Here is a 15843-nt window from a genome sequence, read left to right as displayed (position 1 = left end):
GGAGCGCGGGCCGCTGGTGCACACGGGCAGCGTCGCACACGAGCCCGGTCCGTCGACGTTGCCGAAGGGGAAGATGGAGGTCATGGACCCCGTGCACGAGAGGACCTCCCCATGACCGACCACGTCCTCGTCATCGGGGGCTCGGTCGCCGGCCTCGCCCTGGCGGCCGCGCTCGACCCGCGGAGGGTGCGGGTCACCCTCGTCGAGGAGCGTCCCGACCGGGCCGGGGGTGGCACGCTGCTCGCGCTGTGGCGCGGAGCGTTGACCGCCCTCGACGAGGTCGGCGTCGGCGAGCAGGTGCGGGCGGCGGGCTTCCCCGAGGAGGTGGTGGCCCTGCGCGACGCGCGCGGTCGGGTGCTCACCCGACAGCGGGTCCATCTGCAGTTCACCCCACGGGCGGCGCTCATCGCCGCCCTCGAGGCGGCGGTGCCGGACACGGTCGAGCGCCAGATCCGCCAGGTGAGCGACCCTCGATCCCTCGCCGCGGAGCTCGGCGCCGACCTCGTCGTCGGGGCCGACGGGGTCCGCTCGGTCTGTCGTCGCGCGGCCTTCCCCGGGGCCGACCCGGTGGTCACCGACTGGGTCGCCCTGCGCGGACACCTGCCTCGCCCGCACGAGGTGACGAGCGAGTGGTGGGGACCGGGCGGGCTCTTCGGGGTGACTCCCGGGCCGGAAGGGACGGCGTGGTTCGCTGCCGTGCGCAGTGACGACCGTCGGCCGGTCGTCGACCGCGACGAGGTGCTCGCGCTGGCCGCCGCCCGGTTCCGCGACTGGGACCCGTACCCGGGCGAGGTCCTCACGGCCGCGGGCGGATCGGCCGACGCCCAGCGGATCCTCGTCGCGCCGCCGCTGCGCCGGATCGTCGGCGAGCGTCTCGTCCTCATCGGCGATGCCGCCCACGCGATGACCCCCAACCTCGGGCGCGGGGCGAACGAGGCCATCCGCGATGCCGTCGTCCTCGCCCGGATGATCCACCGCGACGGTACGAAGGGCGGACCTCCCGCCTTCGAGCGGCGCCGCCACCTCGTCGGTCAGGGGCTGCGCGTCACCGCCTCGCTCGCGATGCGTACCGCGACCTCCCGCCGGGCCGCGCCGGTGCGAGACCGGGTGCTGCGGGGTCTGCCATCAAGGGAGTCGCCACCGACCCGGGGATGAGCAGCGGCGAGGTGAGCTCGATCGACAGGCTGCCGTCGTCGCTGTGGGACGATCTCGTGCCATGAGGGCGATCACGGATGATCTCACCGTCGTAGCGGACCCGGTGGGCGATTTCCTCGGTCTCCCTGCGCTGCAGGAGACGGAGATGGCCCCCTTGGCGGCAGCGGTCGCGATCAGCGTCGTCAGCGTCGCTGCCGGCTGGCTCGCGTGGCGGTCGATTCGCACCCGGCTCGACGCGGTCGCGGACACGCTCGCTCCCGAACGCCACGAGCACCAGCTGGACAGCGCACGCACGGCGAAGGGGCTCGGACAGACGGTGGCTGCGGTCGCCGTGTCGATCGTTGCGGCCGTGGGGGACTGGCCGCCGTACTCGGAGGTGTTCTTCGACCTCGCGATCACTCTCACCGCGGGAGCGGCCGCCTACTACCTCGTGGTGGGTGTCTTCGGGTCCAGGTCGGTGGCGCGAGCGGCAGCGGTCATCGTGGCCGCAGTCACGATCTCCAACCGCTATGAACGCTTGGACGTGGTCGGGGAGTCGCTCGACTCGATCTCCTTCTCCCTCGGCTTCGCGGACGTCTCGATGTTGGGGTTGATGAACCTCGCCCTGGGGGCGCTCGTCCTGTACGCGGCGGTCAGGGTGCTCGCTCGTCTGGCTCGCACGGTGATCCGGTCACGAACCGACCTGGACGCGTCGGAACGCGAGCTGGCCGAGAAGCTGACGACGATCGCGCTCGCTGTCGTGGCGTTGTTCGTGGCCGTCGACCTGGCAGGGATCGACACCGCCGCGCTGTCGATCTTCTCCGGCACGCTCGGTGTGGGTCTGGGGTTCGGTCTCCAGAAGGTCGTGTCGAACTTCGTGTCCGGGATGGTGCTGCTGTGGGACCGCTCGGTCAAGCCGGGGGACACGATCGTCATCGACGCCACCGATGTCGCCGGAGAGGTCACGAAGGTGGGCACGCGCGCCGTGTCCGTCCTCACCCGTGATGGCAAGGTCCACCTCATCCCGAACGAGACCCTGATGACGCAGCGAGTGGAGAACTGGGGGTACGAGCAGCGCCGTGTGCGGTTGCGCATGGCGATCAGCGTGGCGATCGGCAGCGACTACGACCTGGTGCAGCGGCTCATGGTCGATGCCGCGACCGAACAGCAACGGGTGCTTGCCGAGCCGGCTCCCCGGGTACGCATCACGGCCGTGTCCGACAACGGCGTCTCCCACGAGCTGCGATTCTGGATCACCGACCCGGACCACGGTCTGGGCAATGTGCGCAGTGCCACGTATCGCAGCATCCTCGACAAGTTCACCGAGCACGAGGTCATCATCTCGACGCCTGCGGTGGAGCTCGCGGGGCCATCCAGCGACTAGCGTGTCAGCCATGCGACCCCGGACCGCTCTGGCGACCCTCCCCCTGGCCATGGCCCTGACCCTGGTCGCAGGGTGCTCCGCCTTCGAGGACGACGCCGCCCCGCCGACGGAGGCCATCGAGAAGGCCCGCACGACCTTCGTCGACGCCGGGACCGTGACCTTCGACCTCAAGCAGTCCGGGATCCCGAAGGGTCGCAACGGTGTCTCTGCCGCCAACGGCAACGGGGTCATCGACAAGGACACCCCGAAGTTCAAGGGCCAGGTGACCGGCGTCATCAAGGGCGCCTCGGCCGGGGTCGAGATCGTCGCCGTCGACGACAAGACGTGGATGTCCTTCTTCACCAAGGACTTCAACCCGGTGAAGATGTCCGACCTCGGTGCCCCCAACCCGGCCGAGTTCTTCCGCGCCGGCAGCGGCGTCGACCAGGTCCTCGAGCACACGAGCGACGCGAAGGCCGGGGAACAAACGCGTTCGGGTGACACGGTGCTGCAGGAGTACACCGGCACGATCCCCGAGGCGGACATCCAGCGTCTCTTCGAGCTGGGCGAGGGTGACGAGGAGTTCGACGTCACCTACGGCATCGAGCCGGACAGCGGCGAGCTGCGGTCGGTGGTGATCGAGGGGGACTTCTACAAGGAGAAGCCCACGACGTTCACCCTGACGATCACGGACTACGGCAAGGACGTCGAGATCACCGCCCCGAAGTGATGACGACGCCCGTCGGGAGACGCCCCCGCACCCTGCTGGCGCTCGCCTCAGCGGCCGTCGCCCTGGCCGCGGCCGACACCTACGTCGTCGTCCTCGCCCTGACCGACATGATGAACGGCGTCGGTCTCGGTCTGGACAACCTCCAGCGGGCCGCGCCGATCATCTCCGGCTTCCTCCTGGGGTACATCGCCGTCCTCCCGCTCATCGGGCGGCTCGCCGACCTCGTCCCGCGCTCGAGGATCCTGCTGGGCTGCCTCGTGGTCTTCGTCATCGGCTCCGGCATCACGGCGCTGGCCGTGGACCTCGACATCCTCGTCGCCGGCCGCGTCGTGCAGGGTGTCGGTGGCGGCGGGCTGGTGCCCGCCACGCTCGCCCTCGTCGCCGACCTCTGGCCTCCCGGGCGACGGGGGATGCCCCTGGGCATCGTCGGCGCCGTCCAGGAGCTCGGCTCCGTGCTCGGCCCCCTCCTCGGCGCGGCCGTGCTCGCGGTCGCCGACTGGCGGGCGATCTTCTGGCTCAACGTCGTGCTGGGCGTCCTGCTCTTCATCGCGATCGCCGCAGTGTCCGGGGGGACGGGGCGTCCCCCCTTCGTCCCCACCCTCCTGGGCACCGTGGCCGTCGGCCTGCTGTGGCTCACCCTCGCCGCGCCGGACGTGCTCGCGACGGACGTGACCCTCGGACTTCCCTTCGTCCCCTTCGCCGGGGACAGCCGGCTGCTCACGCCGATCGGTGCGCTCACCGTGGTGCTCCTGCTCGGGCTCGTCGTCATCACCCGCAGCCGATGGTGGCCGCCGCTGCGGGTGAGCGACCTGCCGGGGGCGCTGCTGCTCGGCGCCACGCTCGGCTGCATCGTGCTCACCTTCGCCTCCGCCGACCCCGAGACCGAGGTCGTCGGGCCGCTCGGGTACGCCCTGCTCCCGGTCGGGGTCGTCACCGCGCTGCTCTACCTGTGGCGTCACCGCACCGCCGACTCGCCCCTCGTCCCACGTGGAGCCGTGCGCGGCCGCACCGGGTGGGCGCTCGTCGTCTCGCTGCTCGTGGGCGTGGCGCTCGTGTCCGTCGTCGTCGACGTCCCGCTCTTCTCCCGCCTCACCACGGACGGGTCCCAGACCGAGGCCGCGCTGGAGCTGGTGAAGTTCCTCCTCGCCGTGCCCGTCGGCGCGCTCCTCGGCGGCTGGGTCCTTCGGTGGGTCGGCGACGGGCTGTCCGCCGGTGTCGGCCTCCTCCTCGCGGCGGGCGGGCTCTTCGTGATGTCCGGGTGGGAGCGCGGTTCCCTCGACACCGTCGCGGCGACGGTGACCCTCGCCCTCGTGGGCCTCGGCCTGGGGATGGCGCTCGCGCCCGTCAACGATGCCGCGCTCGCCGACTCACCGCAGGACGCCCACGGCACCGCGTCCAGCCTCGTGGTCGTCGCCCGCATGGTCGGGATGGTCGTCGGGCTGGCCCTGCTCACCGGCGTCGGGCTGCACCGCTACTACGAGGCCGTGGACGCCATGTCCGCGGCCGAGCAGACCGATGGTCAGGCACTGCTCGACGCGGCGCTGCTGCAGGTGCACACCGTCTTCATCGGTGCCGCGGGCGCGGCCCTCGTCGCGGCGGTCGTCGCCTTCGTCCTCCTCGGGGTGCGTCGGCGCGAGGGATCAGGCTCGCTCGCCCGCGGGTTCGGCGTCGAGGAGTAGCTCGATCTTGTCGGCGACGGTGGCCGTCGCCTCGTAGGTGATCATGTGGCCGACACCGGGCAGCCCCCAGAAGGTCGACCCGGGGATCGCGGCGGCGACCCGTCGACCCGCGGAGACCGGGGTGAGCCGGTCCCGGGTCCCGGTCAGGACCACCGTGCGCAGCGAGGCGAAGGGGGTCAGCCCGGCCCGCAGGTCGAGCTGACCGAGCGCGCGGTGCCAGTCGGCGACGACATTGGCGCGGGTGCGGCTGGTCATGCGGGAGGTGGCCCGCACCGCCTCGGGGTCGGGGTCGACGCCGAAGAGGGTGGCCGCGGTCAGCCGCGGCGTCGTGGGCAGGCCGCGGGAGGAGGCGGGCAGTCGTCGGAGCAGGGCCATCACCAGTCCCTCGCCGCGGATGGAGCGCCGGCCCGGCAGGTGGGCGGCCGTGCCGACGAGGGCGACGCCGCGCACCCGCCCGCGCACGAGGTCGGGTGCGACTCGACCGAGCGCCATGACCGTCATGCCGCCCATCGAGTGGCCGGCGAGGACGAGGTCACCGTCGGGGACGGTCTCGGCGAGGACCTCGCGGAGCGTGGCGCCGAGGTCGAGCAGGGTCACCGACCGGTCGCGGCCGGAGGTGGAGTGCCCGTGGCCCGGCTGGTCGTAGCTGACGACCCGCAGGTGGGGGCGGCGGCGCTGCAGCTCGGCGACGACCGGGTCCCAGGCCTCGTGGGTGAGGCACCACCCGTGGGCGAGCACGAGCGTCGCTCCGTGCGCGGTCCCGCTCCGCGCGGGGTGGTCGGTGACGGCGATGCGCGCGCCGTCCGGGGAGTCGACGCTCGTGCGCGCACCGGCCACGGCCCGGGCCGTGCTCACGCGGCGCTCCCGTCATTGCCGTCGAGACCGACGATCACGGGGGCGTGGTCGCTGGCCCCCTTGCCCTTGCGCTCCTCGCGGTCGATCGACGCCCCGCTGACCCGCTCGGCGAGGCTCGCCGAGCCGAGGACGAAGTCGATGCGCATGCCGCGCTTCTTCGGGAAGGCCAGGCGCTGGTAGTCCCAGTAGGTGTAGGTGCCCGGCCCGGGGGTGTGCGGGCGGACGACGTCGACGAAGCCGGCGTCGAGGAAGGCGTTGAAGGCGCGCCGTTCCGGCGGGGTCATGTGCGTCTTGTCCGCGAAGTACTCCATCGACCACACGTCCTCGTCCTGGGGGGCGACGTTCCAGTCGCCGCACAGGGCGACGGGGGTGCCATCGGCCGCCCACTCGGTCGCCCTCTGCTTCAGCTCCGCGAGCCAGGCGAGCTTGTAGGCCATGTGGGGGTCCCCAACGGCGCGGCCGTTGGGGACGTAGAGCGACCAGACCCGCACGCCGCCGCAGAGCGCGCCGATCGAGCGCGCCTCGGGGGCCACGGGGTCGCCGAACCCCGGGTCGCCGTCGAAGCCGACCTGGACGTCCTCGAGCCCGACGCGGGAGAGGATCGCCACGCCGTTCCACTGGTTCACCCCGTGGTGGGCGACCTCGTAGCCGAGGTCGGTGAAGCGCTCGAAGGGGAACTGATCCTCCTTCGCCTTCGTCTCCTGGATGGCGAGCACGTCGACGTCGCTGCGCTGCAGCCAGGCCTCGACGCGGTCGACACGGGAGCGGATGGAGTTGACGTTCCAGGTCGCGATACGCACGAGCGCCACCCTAGCCACGGTTGCTCACGGTCACCTACGTTCGGTCCCATGCGACCGCTCATCGAGATCCCTGCCGCTGATGGCACCGCCGAGGCCCTCGTGGCCCGACCCGACGACGGCCCCCACCCCGGGGTGCTCCTGTGCATCGACGCCCTCGGGCTGCGCCAGCGCATCGAGGAGATGGCCGACCGGATCGCGTCCTGGGGTTACATCGTCCTCGCGCCCAACACCATGTACCGCTCCGGTACCGCCGCCGAGACGACCCCGACGACGGACCTGCGCATCCCGCAGGAGCGCGCGGCCTACGGCAGCGTCATCGGGTCCTACCTGGCTCCGCTCACCGGCGCGGCGATGGACGCCGACCTGCCCCACTACGTCTCCACCCTGCGTGGTCTCGACGGTGTCAGCGCCGGCCCCATCGGGGTCACCGGCTACTGCATGGGCGCGAAGTTCGCCACGCGCTGCGCCGGGCTGGACCCCACCGTGGCGGCCTGCGGCGGCTTCCACGGTGCGCTGCTCGCGACGGAGGAGGAGGACAGCCCCCACCTGACCCTCGCGACCGCACGGGCGGAGTTCGTCTACGGCCACGCCGACCGGGACCAGACGATGCCCCCGGAGAGCGTCGCCCTGCTCGACCGCACACTCTCGGAGCACGGCCTGGCGGCGACGACCGCCGTCTATCCCGGTGCGCCGCACGGCTACACGATGAACGACACGTCGAGCTACCAGGAGGAGGGCGCCGAGCGGCACTTCCGTGAGCTGCGCGAGCTCTTCGACCGGACGCTCGGCGCATGAGCACCGCACTCGTCACCGGCGCGAGCGCCGGCATCGGGCGTGAGTTCGCCACCCAGCTCGCGGCGAAGGGGGAGGACCTCGTCCTCGTCGCCCGCGACGTCGCGCGACTGGAGGCGCTCGCGGTCGAGCTGACCGCTGCGCACGGCGTGGCCGTCGAGGTGCTCCCCGCCGACCTGGCCGACCGGGAGCAGCTGGAGCGCGTCGCCGAGCGGCTGCGTGACCCCTCGCGGGCGATCGACCTGCTCGTGAACAATGCCGGCTTCAGCGTCAACTCCCGCTTCGTCGACGGCGACGTCGCGGCGGAGGAGCGAATGCTCGACGTGCTCGTGCGCGCGGTGCTCGTCCTCAGCCACGCGGCGTCGACCGCCATGGTCTCCCGCGGCCGCGGCCGGATCATCAACGTCTCCTCGGTCGCCGGTCTCCTGGCCAGCGGGACCTACGCCGCGGCGAAGTCGTACGTGACGACCTTCAGCGAGTCGCTCGCCGGCCAGTTGTCCGGGACCGGCGTCGCAGTGACGGCGCTGCTGCCGGGGTACGTCCGCACCGAGTTCCACGAGCGGGCGGGCATCGACAAGGGGGACCGTTCGGGACCCTTCTGGCTCGAGGCGTCCGACCTCGTGCGCACCGCCCTCGCCGCCGCCGAGTCCGGCAAGGTCATCTGCGTGCCGAGCCTGCAGTACCGGGCCGTCGTCGGGGTCGTGCGCCACCTGCCGCGCGCAATGCTGCGCAGCTCGCGCGTGAGCGCCCTGCATCGCAAGCCCTGATCGCCCCACACCGGCCTCGGGCCAGTCCATAGACTGCCGGGCGTGACTGACATCGCTGCCGCCCGCGCCCGCCTGCTCGAGATCGTCAAGGAGAAGGCGATCGTCCACGGACGGGTCACCCTCTCCTCCGGCGCGGAGGCGGACTACTACGTCGACCTGCGGCGGATCACCCTCGACGGCGAGGCCTCGCCGCTCGTCGGCCAGGTCATGCTCGACCTCGTCGCCGATCTCGATGTCGACGCCGTCGGCGGGCTGACGCTGGGCGCCGACCCCGTCGCCACCGCCATGCTCCATGCCACCGCGGCGAAGGGGGAGCGCCTCGATGCCTTCGTCGTACGCAAGGCCGGCAAGGCGCACGGGCTCCAGCAGCGGATCGAGGGACCGTCCATCCGCGGCCGTCGGGTGCTCATCGTCGAGGACACCTCCACCACCGGGGCGTCCCCGCTCGAGGCCGCCGAGGCCGCCCGTGAGGCGGGTGCAGAGGTCGTGGCGGTCGCGACGATCGCCGACCGCGCCACCGGGGCGGCCGACCGGTTCGCCGGGGCCGGCCTGGAGTACCGGCACGTCTTCGGTCTGGCGGACCTCGGTCTGGCCTGACCCGCGCCCGCGCGGCGAAGTGGGTTAGGCTTGCCTAAGTCATTCGTTCCCCGTGCGCAGGAGCAGTCATGCAGTTCGCCCAGCTCAAGGACAAGGTCGTCTTCGGCGCGGCGCGCCTGTGGTACCGCACCACGATGGCCGACGTCGCCGAACGCGACGGTCAGGCGCAGTTCGAGGCAACCGTCGCGCGGGTGCGTGACCTCAACCCGGTGATGCGCCGGATCACGCTCGCCGCTCCCGAGTTCACCGGGTACGCGCTCGCCGGCCCGGACGAGTACTTCGGCCTGCTCATGCCGGGCGCGGACGGCCGGCTGCACATGCCCGATGCCGAGCGCGCGAATGTGCGGGCAGCGATCACCGAGATGCCGCAGGACGAGCAGCCCGGGCTGCGCTGGTACACCGTCCGCGAGCTGCGCCGCTCGCAGGGGGAGATCGACGTCGACATCGTCACCCACGGTGACTCGGGTCCCGGATCGGTGTGGGCGACCACGGTCAGCGTCGGCGACCCGGTCGGGTTCCGCTCCGGCGGTGCGCTCTACACGACCTTCGACGCGCAGCGGCAGCTCTTCGTCGCCGACGAGACCGCCGTCCCCGCGCTGCTGGCGATCCTCGAGGAGCGGGAGCGCCGTGGGCTCCACGGTCTCGGCGAGGGCGTGACCGCGCACGTCGAGGCGCCGTCCGCCGCCACACTCGCGGGCACACAGCTGCCTGCACACGTCACCGTCCACGAGCGGGGGGACGCCGCCCCCGGAGCAGCTGTGCTGGCCGCCCTGTCCGCCGACGCGAGCGCGACGAGCGATCTCGACTACGCCTGGCTCTGCGGCGAGTCCGGCCTGGCGACCTCCCTTCGTCGCCACCTCGTCCAGGAGGTCGGCATGGACAAGAAGGCCATCACCTTCTCCGGCTACTGGAAGCTGGGCGCCGCACGAGGCTGAGCCCCCTTCGCCCCGCCGCCCCCCTTCGCCCACCGCCCCCCCCTCGCCGGGTCGATGTGAAATCGAGTGCCTGGACACACCCTCGTACATCGACCCGCCGGTGGGCGGATAGCGTTGCGCAGCATGGAGCCGCACCTCGTCGCCCTCGATGTCGACGGCACGATCCTCACCCACGACGGCCGGCTCCCGGAGGCCACCGGAGAGGCGATTCGCGCCGTCGCCGACGCCGGCCACCACATCGTCATCGCCACCGGTCGGTCGGTCCTGGCGACCACCCCGGTCCTGCAGATGCTCGACCTCTCCCACGGCTGGGCGGTCTGCTCCAACGGCGCCGTGACGCTCGCGCTCGACCCCGCCGAGCCGCAGGGCTATCGCATCGAGGACAAGGTCACCTTCGACCCGGGACCGGCGCTGACCCTCGTGCTCGAGCACGCACCGCACATCCTCGTGGCCGTCGAGGACGCCGGGGTCGGTTTCAAGGTCGCACGCCCCTATCCGGAGGGGGTGCTGCAGGGCGAGCAGGTCGTCGTACCCGTCGAGGAGCTGGTGTCGCAGCCCACGACCCGGGTGACCTTCCACGACCCGAACGGCGCGAGTGAGGACTTCCTCGAGCTCGTCGAGCAGATCGGGCTGCACGGGGTGAGCTATGCCGTGGGGTACACCGCGTGGCTGGACCTGGCGCCCGAGGGGGTGTCGAAGGGATCGGCCCTGGAGATCGTCCGCCGCCGCCTGCGGATCGAACCGGCGCACACCTTCGCCGCCGGAGACCAGCGCAACGACCTCGAGATGCTGCGCTGGGCCGCCCGTGGTGTGGCCATGGGCGGCGCCCCGGCCGAGGTCGTCGCCGCCGCCGACGAGACCACGGGGACGGTCGACGAGGACGGTCTGGCCCACGCCCTTCGTCCACTGATCTGAGCGCGTCGCGACCGCGCGGGCCCCGGGCGGTGCACGATGTACCCGTGGACACACGCGACGGCCTCGACGAAGCACGCACCGCCGTCCGTGCGGTCGGTGACCACCCGCTCCTCGAGGGGCTGGCGCGGATCGGGTTCGCCGTCTCCGGCCTCCTGCACATCGTCATCGGCTACACCGTCGGCCGCGTCGCCTGGGGCAGCGGTGGGGGACAAGCGGACCAGTCGGGTGCGCTGGCGACCCTCTCGAGCAACCCGGCCGGCACGGTGCTCATGTGGATCATCGTCGTCGGGCTCCTCGCGCTCGCGCTGTGGCAGCTGACCGTGGCCTTCGCCCCGCCGTCCGGGGGTGGTGGCTTCGTCGACCGGGTCAAGGCACTGGGCAAGGCGGGGATGTACACGGTGCTCGGGTACACGGCCTTCCAGTTCGCGCGTGGCTCGGGCTCGTCGTCCTCCTCGGAGCAGTCCTCCCAGGACGTCTCGGCCACGCTCATGAAGCAGCCGGCCGGGCAGGTGCTCGTCGGCGGTCTCGGTGTCGCCATCCTTCTCGTCGGGGGGTACCACGTCTACAAGGGGCTCTCGCGGAGGTTCCTCGAGGACCTGGAGGAGCATCCCGGCCGGTGGGCCAGTGGGCTGGGCATGATCGGCTACCCGGCGAAGGGGGCCGTGCTCGCGCTCGTGGGCCTCTTCTTCGTCATTGCCGCGGTCCAGCACCAGTCGTCGGAAGCGGCGGGACTGGACGGGGCGCTGATGAGCCTGCGGGACGAACCCTTCGGCCCGTACCTGCTGACGGCCGTCGCCATCGGCTTCATCGCCTTCGGTCTCTACTGCTTCGCCCGGGCACGCCACCAGCGCATCTGACGCCCCTCGAGGTCCCGAGGCGGGGCGAGCGGTCGCAGGATGGCCAGACCGAGGAGGCCCATCACGGTGCCGAGGGCCAGACCGGCGAGCACGTCGCTGGGGTAGTGGACCCCGAGGACGAGACGATCGGCGGCGGTCAGTGCGACGCCGAGGAGGGCCAGTGCCGTCGCTGCCCACCGGATCCACGCGGCGCGGACCGTGGAGACCAGGGCGATGAGCAGGACCGCACCGAGGGCGATGTTCGTGGCGTGACCGCTCGGGTAGGACCAGCTGCTCAGCTCGACGACCGCGTCGGTGGGCCGCGGGCGCGCGACGATCTGCTTGCACAGGGTGCCGAGGTACCAGCCGATGACCCCGACGACGACCACGAGGAGGGCTCGGGGTGCGACCCGCCCGCGGGCGAGGAGGAGGAGGGTGATCAGGAGGAGGAAGGGGTGGACGAGCCACGGTCCGCTCAGGCCGGCCCAGAGCACGGCCGGGTCGTGCAGACCCGGGTGGTCGGCGAGCAGGTCGGCGGCCCGGGTCACGCCCCCTTCGTCCATGGCGCGGACCGCTGATGAGGGGACGAGGACCCACTCCCCGAGCGCCGCGAAGAGCAGCATCGCCACGATCATCGCCGTTGCGGCGGAGCCGAGGCGAAGCGGCCGTCCCGAGGTGCGACGGGGGGGCCTCGAAGGGGCGAACACGCGGCGGTCATCGGACACTCGTCGATTGTGCGGCATGCTTGGTCCGCCATGACCGATCTCGTCATCACCTCCCCGGCCAACCAGCGCCTCAAGGACCTCATCGCCCTCCGCCGCCGTCGCGTGCGTGAGAGCGCCGGGGCCTCCCTGCTCGAGGGGCTCGAGGAGACCACGCTGGCGCTCGATGCCGGCGTCGTCCCCTTCTCCCTCCTCCACTGCCCCGAACTGATGCTCCACCCCGAGGTCGGTGCCGCGCTCGTCGAGCGCGCCCGGGACCTCGGTGCCGAGATCGTGCAGCTCGGCCGGACCGCCTTCGAGAAGGTGGCCTACCGCGAGGGGCCCGACGGCATCCTCGCCAAGGTGCCCTCGCCGGGCCGCGCCCTCGACGAGATCGCCCTGCCCGACGGTGCCCTTGTGCTCCTGTGCGAGGGCGTGGAGAAGCCCGGCAACCTCGGAGCGATGCTCCGCACCGCCGATGCCGCCGGGGTCGCCCTCGTGATCTCGGCCGACCCGGTGACCGACTGGGGCAACCCCAACGTCATCCGGTCCAGCAAGGGCACGGTCTTCTCCGTCCCGGTCGCCGCGGCGGGCACGGCCGAGGCCTTCACCTGGCTCGCCGATCGCGGCGTCGAGGTCGTCGCGACCACACCGGACACCGACGTCGAGCACACCGAGGCAGACCTGACCGGAGCCGTGGCCGTCGCCGTCGGCTCGGAGAAGTACGGACTGACCGCTGCCGCCCTCGCCCGGGCCGGGCGACGCGTGCGCATCCCCATGGTGGGGCGGGCGAACTCGCTCAACGTGGCGACGTCGGCGGCGATCGTCGTCTACGAAGCGGTGCGGCAGCGAAGGTCGGGCTGATCGACCCGATTGCGAGCCGGTCAGCGGGCTGTGTCACGATGCCTATATGCGCGTTGACCATGTCTCGTATGCCGCAGACCACTCCGGTGTCAAGGCCACCGCCAGATACCTGGGCGAGGCCTTGGGGGTCACCCCTGTCGACGGCGGCCTGCACCCGCGCTTCGGCACGCGCAACATGATCCTTCCGCTCGCCCACGAGCGGTATGTCGAGGTCGTCGAGGTGCTCGATCACCCGAGCTCCGACAAGGCCCCCTTCGGCAAGGTCGTCCGGGCCCGCTCCGAGGCCGGCGGCGGCTGGATGGGATGGGTCCTGCGCGTCGACGAGGACCTCGAGAGCGTCGAGAAGCGTCTCGACCGCGCGGCGGTCGACGGCAACCGCCGCCTCGCCGACGGCCGGGAGTTCCTGTGGAAGCAGATCGGCATCAAGGGCACCCTCGCCGACCCGCAGCTGCCCTTCTTCGTCAAGTGGGGTGAGGGCTCCCCGCACCCCTCGCAGGAGGCGGCCACCGAGGTGACCATCTCCTCGCTGATGATCGCCGGCGACCCCGACCGTGTGCGTGACTGGCTCGGTGGGTCCCCGGCGGAGGAGACCTCCTCGGTCATCGACTTCGACTTCGTCGCACCGCACGGGACGCCGGGCCTGCTGTCGGTCACCTTCAACACTCCCGACGGACCGGTCACCCTCTGACCTGACATGGCGTCCTGGCCCGATCGCGTCGGCGGCTTCTTCGCCCTCGATGACGACTGGGTCCGGCCGAGCGGTGGGGTCAGCCGCGGCGACGTCGTCGTGACCCTCACGACGGTCGGGCTCGCGCTCCTCGTCCTCGAGCTCATGCGGGGCGTGGGTTCGCTGACGGCCGTCGATCTGCCGTGGTGGCAGCAGTGGGCACTGACCACGCTGCCCTGCCTCTTCCTCCTCGGGCGTCGCCGCTGGCCGTTGATCTCGGTCTCGCTCGGGTCGGTGGTCTACTGGGCCATCGGGACCTTCGAGCCGCTGATGGCCAACCTGTTGTCGACGCAGATCGTCTACTTCCTCATCGTCTTCGCCGGGGTGGCCTGGGCGCGCAGTCGCCGGGCCATGGTGGCGGTCTACACGGTGATCATCGCGGCGATGTTCCTCTGGCTGGTGTGGGGCCTCGCGACCGGTCAGGTCATGAGCGACATGGTTGCGACGGCGGACCCCGATGCCCTGGTCCCCGCGACCGTGGCCGCACCGGTGATGCTCAGCGTCATCAACATCCTCTACTTCGGTGGTGCCGTGATCGGTGGGCAGGTCGCGTGGCGCGGCGCCCGGCAGCGGGCCGACCTCGAGGACCAGGCCGTGACCATCCGCGAGCAGTCGGACCGGCTGCGGGACAACGCGATCATCGAGGAGCGACTGCGCATCGCCCGCGAGCTCCACGACGTCGTCGCGCACCACGTCTCCGGGATCGGGGTGCAGGCGGCGGCGGCCCGTCGGGTGCTCGACACCGACCCCCGGGCGACGAAGGGGGCGTTGAGCCGGATCGAGACCGGGAGCCGCGACGCGGTGAGCCAGATGCGAGGACTGCTCGGGACCCTGCGGATGGGTGAGTCGCCGGTGGGCTCCGCCGGCCCCGGGCACGTCCCGGAGCCGGGTCTGCCGGACATCGCGGTGCTCGTATCCGAGCGTGCCGGCGGCCCGCTCACGGTCGACCACGAGGTGGTCGAGGAGTCGGCCGGGGACCTGGGGGAGGTCCCCGGAGCGGTCGGGCACTCGCTGTACCGCACGACCCAGGAGGCCCTGACCAATGCCGTGCGGCACTCGACGGCACGGCGCGCCCGGGTGATCGTGCGCGTGGGCCCCGGGCACGCCGAGATCGAGGTCACCGACGACGGTCGCCCGCGGACGGGGACGTCGGGGACGGGCATGGGGCAGCTGGGGATCCGCGAGCGCATCTCGTCCCACGGGGGAGCGGTGGAGATCGGCCCCCGCCCCCTCGGCGGCTACCGCGTGCGGGCACGGATCCCCCTTCGCTCCGAGGAGAAGGCATGACGGCCCCGCTCACGGTCCTGCTCGTCGACGACCAACCGATCATCCGATCCGGCTTCGCGATGATGCTCTCCGTCGAGGAGGACCTCGAGGTCGTCGGGGAGGCGGCCAATGGTCGCGAGGCGATCGAGATGGCCCTCCGGGAGCAGCCGGACGTCATCGTCATGGATGTGCAGATGCCGGTGATGGACGGCATCGCGGCGACCCGGGAGATCGTCGACCGAGGGCTCGGCCGGGTGATCATCCTGACCACCTTCGACTCCGACACCTACCTCTTCGATGCGCTGCGGGCGGGGGCCAGCGGGTTCCTGCTGAAGAACGCCGAGGCCGAGCAGCTCGTCGAGGCCCTGCGCGCCGTCGGTCACGGGCACTCCCTCCTCGCGCCTGAGGTCACCCAGCGGGTCATCTCCCGGATGGCGGCCGCACCGTCCGCCCCGCCCCTCGGCGAAGGGCGCGCCCGGCATGCCGACCTGCTCGGCCAGCTGACGAGCCGGGAGCTCGACGTGCTGCGGCTCATCGGGTCCGGCCGGTCCAACCACGAGATCGCCGTCGAGCTCGTCATCGGCGCCGCCACGGTCAAGACCCACGTGTCGAGCATCTTTGCCAAGCTGGCCGTGCGTGATCGGGTCGGCGCCGTGATCATCGCCCACGAGTCCGGGATCGTCTGACGCCGGCCACTGTCACCAGAACCACGAATCTGCCTAGGCAAATGCGCGCCCCCTTCGCATCTGCCTAGGCAAATGCGACGGAGAGGCGCATCTGCCTAGGCAGATGCGGCGGAGTGGGCGGGCGGAGGGGCAGGAGTCCGCGCACCCACCCACGGGGGGAGGCTCCCTTCGCCCGAAGATCACCCCCGAGGGTGAT

17 protein-coding genes are annotated in these 15843 nt (G+C 71.9%); 14 read left to right on the top strand and 3 right to left on the bottom strand.

Features of this window, described 5'->3' with window-relative positions; all coding sequences use genetic code 11:
• Positions 1–111: 111 nt before the first annotated feature.
• From ACR9E9_RS00910 to ACR9E9_RS00895, 4 genes are all read left to right on the top strand, one after another.
• Positions 112–1155, top strand: coding sequence for an FAD-dependent monooxygenase (locus ACR9E9_RS00910; protein WP_435200747.1), 1044 nt, complete (start codon positions 112–114; stop codon positions 1153–1155).
• 61 nt (positions 1156–1216) lie between these two features.
• On the top strand, positions 1217–2518 hold the full coding sequence (locus ACR9E9_RS00905) for a mechanosensitive ion channel family protein (protein ID WP_435200745.1): 1302 nt from the start codon (positions 1217–1219) through the stop codon (positions 2516–2518).
• Between the two features lie 10 nt (positions 2519–2528).
• Entirely contained in the window at positions 2529–3227 is a 699-nt protein-coding gene (locus tag ACR9E9_RS00900) for an LppX_LprAFG lipoprotein (protein ID WP_435200743.1), read from the top strand.
• Positions 3227–4906: an MFS transporter gene (locus ACR9E9_RS00895; protein ID WP_435200742.1), complete on the top strand. Its 1680-nt coding sequence runs from the start codon at positions 3227–3229 to the stop codon at positions 4904–4906. Before ACR9E9_RS00900 ends, ACR9E9_RS00895 begins: the two co-directional genes overlap by 1 nt.
• On the opposite strand, the gene ACR9E9_RS00890 is transcribed toward ACR9E9_RS00895, so the two are convergent.
• Entirely contained in the window at positions 4868–5761 is an 894-nt protein-coding gene (locus ACR9E9_RS00890; RefSeq protein ID WP_435200740.1) for an alpha/beta fold hydrolase, read from the bottom strand. The two genes, ACR9E9_RS00895 and ACR9E9_RS00890, sit on opposite strands and share 39 nt — an antisense overlap.
• Positions 5758–6561, bottom strand: coding sequence for an exodeoxyribonuclease III (locus tag ACR9E9_RS00885; protein ID WP_435200738.1), 804 nt, complete (start codon positions 6559–6561; stop codon positions 5758–5760). The genes ACR9E9_RS00890 and ACR9E9_RS00885 overlap by 4 nt, the downstream gene beginning before the upstream one ends.
• Before the next feature lie 48 nt (positions 6562–6609).
• Between ACR9E9_RS00885 and ACR9E9_RS00880 the strand changes: the two genes are divergently transcribed.
• The 6 genes from ACR9E9_RS00880 to ACR9E9_RS00855 all read left to right on the top strand — a co-directional run bounded on the left by ACR9E9_RS00880 (position 6610) and on the right by ACR9E9_RS00855 (position 11424).
• On the top strand, positions 6610–7356 hold the full coding sequence (locus tag ACR9E9_RS00880; RefSeq protein ID WP_435200736.1) for a dienelactone hydrolase family protein: 747 nt from the start codon (positions 6610–6612) through the stop codon (positions 7354–7356).
• Entirely contained in the window at positions 7353–8120 is a 768-nt protein-coding gene (locus ACR9E9_RS00875) for an SDR family NAD(P)-dependent oxidoreductase (RefSeq protein ID WP_435200734.1), read from the top strand. The genes ACR9E9_RS00880 and ACR9E9_RS00875 overlap by 4 nt, the downstream gene beginning before the upstream one ends.
• Positions 8121–8162: 42 nt before the next feature.
• Positions 8163–8717 (top strand): orotate phosphoribosyltransferase, encoded by a 555-nt coding sequence (gene pyrE, locus ACR9E9_RS00870; RefSeq protein WP_435200732.1) that lies wholly within the window; start codon positions 8163–8165, stop codon positions 8715–8717.
• A 68-nt stretch (positions 8718–8785) separates the two neighbouring features.
• Positions 8786–9652, top strand: a complete 867-nt coding sequence (locus ACR9E9_RS00865) for a siderophore-interacting protein (RefSeq protein ID WP_435200730.1) — start codon at positions 8786–8788, stop codon at positions 9650–9652.
• Between the two features lie 123 nt (positions 9653–9775).
• Complete coding sequence (locus tag ACR9E9_RS00860) at positions 9776–10567, top strand: HAD family hydrolase (protein WP_435200728.1); 792 nt, start codon at positions 9776–9778, stop codon at positions 10565–10567.
• A 44-nt stretch (positions 10568–10611) separates the two neighbouring features.
• On the top strand, positions 10612–11424 hold the full coding sequence (locus tag ACR9E9_RS00855) for a DUF1206 domain-containing protein (protein ID WP_435200726.1): 813 nt from the start codon (positions 10612–10614) through the stop codon (positions 11422–11424).
• Here ACR9E9_RS00855 and ACR9E9_RS00850 read toward each other — a convergent pair.
• Complete coding sequence (locus tag ACR9E9_RS00850) at positions 11388–12128, bottom strand: phosphatase PAP2 family protein (protein WP_435200724.1); 741 nt, start codon at positions 12126–12128, stop codon at positions 11388–11390. The two genes, ACR9E9_RS00855 and ACR9E9_RS00850, sit on opposite strands and share 37 nt — an antisense overlap.
• Positions 12129–12158: 30 nt before the next feature.
• On the opposite strand from ACR9E9_RS00850, the gene ACR9E9_RS00845 reads away from it, so the two are divergent.
• Genes ACR9E9_RS00845 through ACR9E9_RS00830 form a run of 4 tightly spaced genes read left to right on the top strand, consistent with a single transcriptional unit; the run spans position 12159 to position 15647 of the window.
• The gene (locus ACR9E9_RS00845) at positions 12159–12968 is read left to right on the top strand and encodes a TrmH family RNA methyltransferase (protein WP_435200722.1); all 810 of its coding nucleotides are present in this window, start codon (positions 12159–12161) and stop codon (positions 12966–12968) included.
• A 46-nt stretch (positions 12969–13014) separates the two neighbouring features.
• Positions 13015–13656 (top strand): VOC family protein, encoded by a 642-nt coding sequence (locus ACR9E9_RS00840; protein WP_435200720.1) that lies wholly within the window; start codon positions 13015–13017, stop codon positions 13654–13656.
• A gap of 6 nt (positions 13657–13662) precedes the next feature.
• Positions 13663–14982, top strand: a complete 1320-nt coding sequence (locus ACR9E9_RS00835) for a sensor histidine kinase (RefSeq protein ID WP_435200718.1) — start codon at positions 13663–13665, stop codon at positions 14980–14982.
• Positions 14979–15647 carry a response regulator gene (locus ACR9E9_RS00830; protein ID WP_435200717.1) on the top strand — a complete coding sequence of 223 codons (669 nt, stop codon included), beginning with the start codon at positions 14979–14981 and terminating at the stop codon, positions 15645–15647. The genes ACR9E9_RS00835 and ACR9E9_RS00830 overlap by 4 nt, the downstream gene beginning before the upstream one ends.
• Positions 15648–15843: the final 196 nt, after the last annotated feature.

The sequence above is a fragment of the Janibacter sp. GS2 genome (assembly GCF_051200835.1).
GTDB lineage: Bacteria > Actinomycetota > Actinomycetes > Actinomycetales > Dermatophilaceae > Janibacter.
The sequence above is the reverse complement of the archived record's forward strand: the minus strand, read 5'-3'. Positions and strand labels throughout refer to the sequence as shown.

Excerpts from the sequence above, each read along its gene's own strand:
- ACR9E9_RS00830 (WP_435200717.1), top strand. The coding sequence starts at position 14,979 with ATGACGGCCCCGCTCACGGTCCTGCTCGTCGACGACCAACCGATCATC.
- ACR9E9_RS00835 (WP_435200718.1), top strand. The coding sequence starts at position 13,663 with ATGGCGTCCTGGCCCGATCGCGTCGGCGGCTTCTTCGCCCTCGATGAC.
- ACR9E9_RS00905 (WP_435200745.1), top strand. The coding sequence starts at position 1,217 with ATGAGGGCGATCACGGATGATCTCACCGTCGTAGCGGACCCGGTGGGC.
- ACR9E9_RS00880 (WP_435200736.1), top strand. The coding sequence starts at position 6,610 with ATGCGACCGCTCATCGAGATCCCTGCCGCTGATGGCACCGCCGAGGCC.
- ACR9E9_RS00910 (WP_435200747.1), top strand. The coding sequence starts at position 112 with ATGACCGACCACGTCCTCGTCATCGGGGGCTCGGTCGCCGGCCTCGCC.
- ACR9E9_RS00895 (WP_435200742.1), top strand. The coding sequence starts at position 3,227 with ATGACGACGCCCGTCGGGAGACGCCCCCGCACCCTGCTGGCGCTCGCC.
- ACR9E9_RS00840 (WP_435200720.1), top strand. The coding sequence starts at position 13,015 with ATGCGCGTTGACCATGTCTCGTATGCCGCAGACCACTCCGGTGTCAAG.
- ACR9E9_RS00875 (WP_435200734.1), top strand. The coding sequence starts at position 7,353 with ATGAGCACCGCACTCGTCACCGGCGCGAGCGCCGGCATCGGGCGTGAG.
- ACR9E9_RS00865 (WP_435200730.1), top strand. The coding sequence starts at position 8,786 with ATGCAGTTCGCCCAGCTCAAGGACAAGGTCGTCTTCGGCGCGGCGCGC.
- ACR9E9_RS00845 (WP_435200722.1), top strand. The coding sequence starts at position 12,159 with ATGACCGATCTCGTCATCACCTCCCCGGCCAACCAGCGCCTCAAGGAC.
- ACR9E9_RS00860 (WP_435200728.1), top strand. The coding sequence starts at position 9,776 with ATGGAGCCGCACCTCGTCGCCCTCGATGTCGACGGCACGATCCTCACC.
- ACR9E9_RS00900 (WP_435200743.1), top strand. The coding sequence starts at position 2,529 with ATGCGACCCCGGACCGCTCTGGCGACCCTCCCCCTGGCCATGGCCCTG.